3 protein-coding genes and 1 pseudogene are annotated in these 3,035 nt (G+C 70.8%); 1 reads left to right on the top strand and 3 read right to left on the bottom strand.

Annotated features, from left to right (window positions below):
• Positions 1-582: pseudogene (locus HUU94_RS08185) on the top strand (phenylalanine--tRNA ligase subunit beta); the annotation flags it as partial.
• 114 nt (positions 583-696) lie between these two features.
• Here the strand turns inward: HUU94_RS08185 and hisN are convergent.
• The 3 genes from hisN to HUU94_RS08170 all read right to left on the bottom strand — a co-directional run.
• The gene (gene hisN / locus HUU94_RS08180) at positions 697-1,458 is read right to left on the bottom strand and encodes a histidinol-phosphatase (RefSeq protein WP_174274595.1); all 762 of its coding nucleotides are present in this window, start codon (positions 1,456-1,458) and stop codon (positions 697-699) included.
• 1 nt (position 1,459) lies between these two features.
• Positions 1,460-2,395, bottom strand: coding sequence for a ribose-phosphate pyrophosphokinase (locus HUU94_RS08175; RefSeq protein WP_174274594.1), 936 nt, complete (start codon positions 2,393-2,395; stop codon positions 1,460-1,462).
• Between the two features lie 46 nt (positions 2,396-2,441).
• On the bottom strand, positions 2,442-3,035 hold a 594-nt coding region (locus HUU94_RS08170), incomplete at its 5' end, for a LytTR family DNA-binding domain-containing protein (RefSeq protein WP_217429592.1).

Raw genomic sequence — 3,035 nt, 5'->3', positions numbered from 1 at the left:
AAGGCGGGGGGCTTCGACGCGTTCGACGCCAAGGCCGAGGCGACGGCGCTGCTCGCCGCCGCCGGCGCGCCCGCCGATCGGCTCCAGGTGATGGCGGCCGAGGGCGCGTGGTGGCATCCCGGCCGCTCGGGATCGCTGCGGCTCGGCCCCAAGACCGTGCTCGCGGAATTCGGCGAGCTGCACCCGGCGCTGCTCAAGCGCTTCGACCTCGAAGGTCCGGTCGCGGCCGCCGAACTCTATCTCGACGCGCTGCCCGCGCGGCGCGAGAACGGGCGGATGCGCGCAGCCTACACCCCGCCCGCGCTGCAATCGGTGACGCGCGACTTCGCCTTCGTGACGCCGGCGTCGCTCGCCGCCGATGCGCTGCTGCGCGCGGTGCGCGGCGCGGACAAGACGGCGATCGTCGATACGGCGCTGTTCGACGTCTTCACAGGCGGCGGCCTTGCCGAAGGCGAGACGTCGCTGGCGCTGAGCGTTACGCTCCAGCCCGGCGACCGGAGCTTCACCGACGCGGAATTGCAGGCGATCGCGGCGAAGGTGATCGCAGCGGCGGAGAAGCTGGGCGCCCGGTTGCGGGGCTGACGCCCAAGGCCCAAATCGTCACCCCAGCGAAAGCTGGGTCTCCAGATCAGGAGCGGCCCCCCTGCCGCGCGAGATCCCAGCTTTCGCTGGGATGACCTAGTTGGAGCAGGGATCTTAGAGCGCCGCTATCGCTTGCTCGATCAGCGCCGGATCGCCCGCCGCGATCACCTTGCCGTCGCTCCGCGCATCGAGGGCGCGCCCCTGCCAATCGGTCATCCGCCCGCCCGCGCCTTCGACCACGGGCACCAGCGCCGCGAAATCGTAGAGCTTGAGGCCGGACTCGACGACGAGATCGAGGTGGCCCGAGGCGAGCAGCCCGTAATTGTGGCAATCGCCGCCCCACAGCGTATCGCGGCACTTTCCGCGCAGGCGATCGAAGGCGGCGAGGCCGGGGCCGTCGAAATAGGACGGGCCGGTGGTGGCGAGGTGCGCGCGAGAGAGATCGGCGCAGGCGCGCGTCGCGGCCGGGGCGCCGTTGAGCATCGTCGCCCGCCCCGCAGCACCCAGCCAGCGATCGCGCGCGATCGGCTGATCGATCAGCCCGAGCATTGGCCGCCCCTGCTCCAGCAGCGCGATCAATGTCCCGAACAAGGGCCGCCCGGCGAGGAAGGCGCGCGTGCCATCGATCGGATCGATCACCCAGACGCGCTCGGCATCGGGGCGGTCGGCGCCATATTCCTCGCCGATCACGCCGTCGCCCGGCCGTTGCGCGGACAGGATCGCGCGGATCGCGCTTTCCACCGCGCGGTCGACCTCGGTCACGGGCGAGGCATCCGGTTTGGTCTCGATCGCGAAGGCGCGGCGGAAGAAGGGGCGGATCACCGTGCCGGCGGCATCGGCGAGGCGGCCGGCGAGCGCGAGATCGGCGTCCGTCATCTCAATCGAACAGGCTGGAGACCGAGGTCTCGTCCGAGATGCGACGGATCGCCTCGGCGAGCAGCGGTGCTATCGGCAGCAGGCGGATCTTGGGTGACGCGCTCACCGCCTCGCTGGGCGCAAGCGAATCGGTGATCACCAGCTCGCTCAGCACCGAGCCATCGACGCGCGCCACCGCGCCGCCCGAAAGCACGCCGTGCGTGACATAGGCGACCACCTCCTCCGCGCCCGATTCGCGCAGCGCGGCGGCGGCGTTGCAGAGCGTGCCCGCCGAATCGACGATATCGTCGATCAGGATGCAGAAACGGTTGCGTACGTCGCCGATGATGTTCATCACCTCGCTCTCGCCCGCGCGCTCGCGGCGCTTGTCGACGATCGCCAGCGGCGCGTTGGCGAGCCGCTTGGACAAGGCGCGCGCGCGGACGACGCCGCCGACGTCGGGCGAGACGACCATGATGTTGCGGTCGCCGAAGCGCGCCTTGATATCCTCGGAGATCACCGGCGCGGCGTAGAGATTGTCGGTCGGGATATCGAAGAAGCCCTGGATCTGCCCGGCATGGAGATCGACCGAGAGCACGCGATCGGCGCCCGCGACGGTGATGAGGTTGGCGACGAGCTTGGCCGAGATCGGCGTGCGCGGGCCGGGCTTCCGATCCTGCCGCGCATAGCCGAAATAGGGGACGACGGCGGTGATCCGCTTCGCCGACGCGCGCCGGAGCGCATCGATGCAGATCAGCAGCTCCATCAGATTGTCGTTGGCGGGAAAGCCCGTCGACTGGACGACGAACACATCCTCGCCGCGCACATTCTCATGGATTTCGACGAAAACTTCCTCGTCGGCGAAGCGGCGGACGGCGGCGTCGGTCAGCGGCACTTCGAGATAAGCGGCGATCTCGCGCGCCAGCGCGATGTTGGCGTTGCCGGTCATCAACTTCATGAGCGTCGCTCCTCCCGCGCAGGCTCCATAGCGGCCGGGCGACGGATCACAACCAGCCCCGCCCGCGCAGCCCCGGCAGCGCGTTGCGCGCGACCGGAACCTCGAGCCCGTTGACCAGCCGCAACGCGGTCGCCCGGTCGCGGCGCAGCACCCCCGCCACCGCCGCCTTGGCGACCCACCAGCTCCGATGGACGCCCGCGCCCTCGATGCCGTCGAGCTCGGCGATCGCGTCGCGCAGCCGCATCAGGATCAGCGTGCTGCCGCGCATCGTGTGCGCGCGGACGTAATGATCCTCCATCTCCAGGCAGAGCAATTCGCGCCCCAGCGACGGCGGCAGGCGATCGAGGAAGGGGGCCGGGACGGGAGACGCGGGCGGGGGCGGCGCGACCGACGGCGTTTCCGTCGGCGATGGCGCGGCGGCCGGCGCCGGGCGATCGCGGAACAGTAGCACCTGGATCGCGGTGGCGATCCCGCCGACGATGAAGACGTAAGGGTAGGTTTCCGCCATCCCCGTCGCGTCGACGCGCGCGAAGCGGAAGCCGACCGCCATCCAGCAGGCGATCGCCGCCATCGGCAGCGCGGCGATCGCGCAGGCGAGCGCCAGCGCCAGCGCGCGCGGCACGCCGGCCTGCGCGCTCAG

The organism is Sphingomonas bacterium (genome assembly GCF_903644055.1).
Taxonomy (GTDB): Bacteria; Pseudomonadota; Alphaproteobacteria; order Sphingomonadales; family Sphingomonadaceae; genus Sphingomonas_I.
Note: the sequence above shows the minus strand (reverse complement) of the source record. Positions and strands in the feature narration are given on the sequence as shown.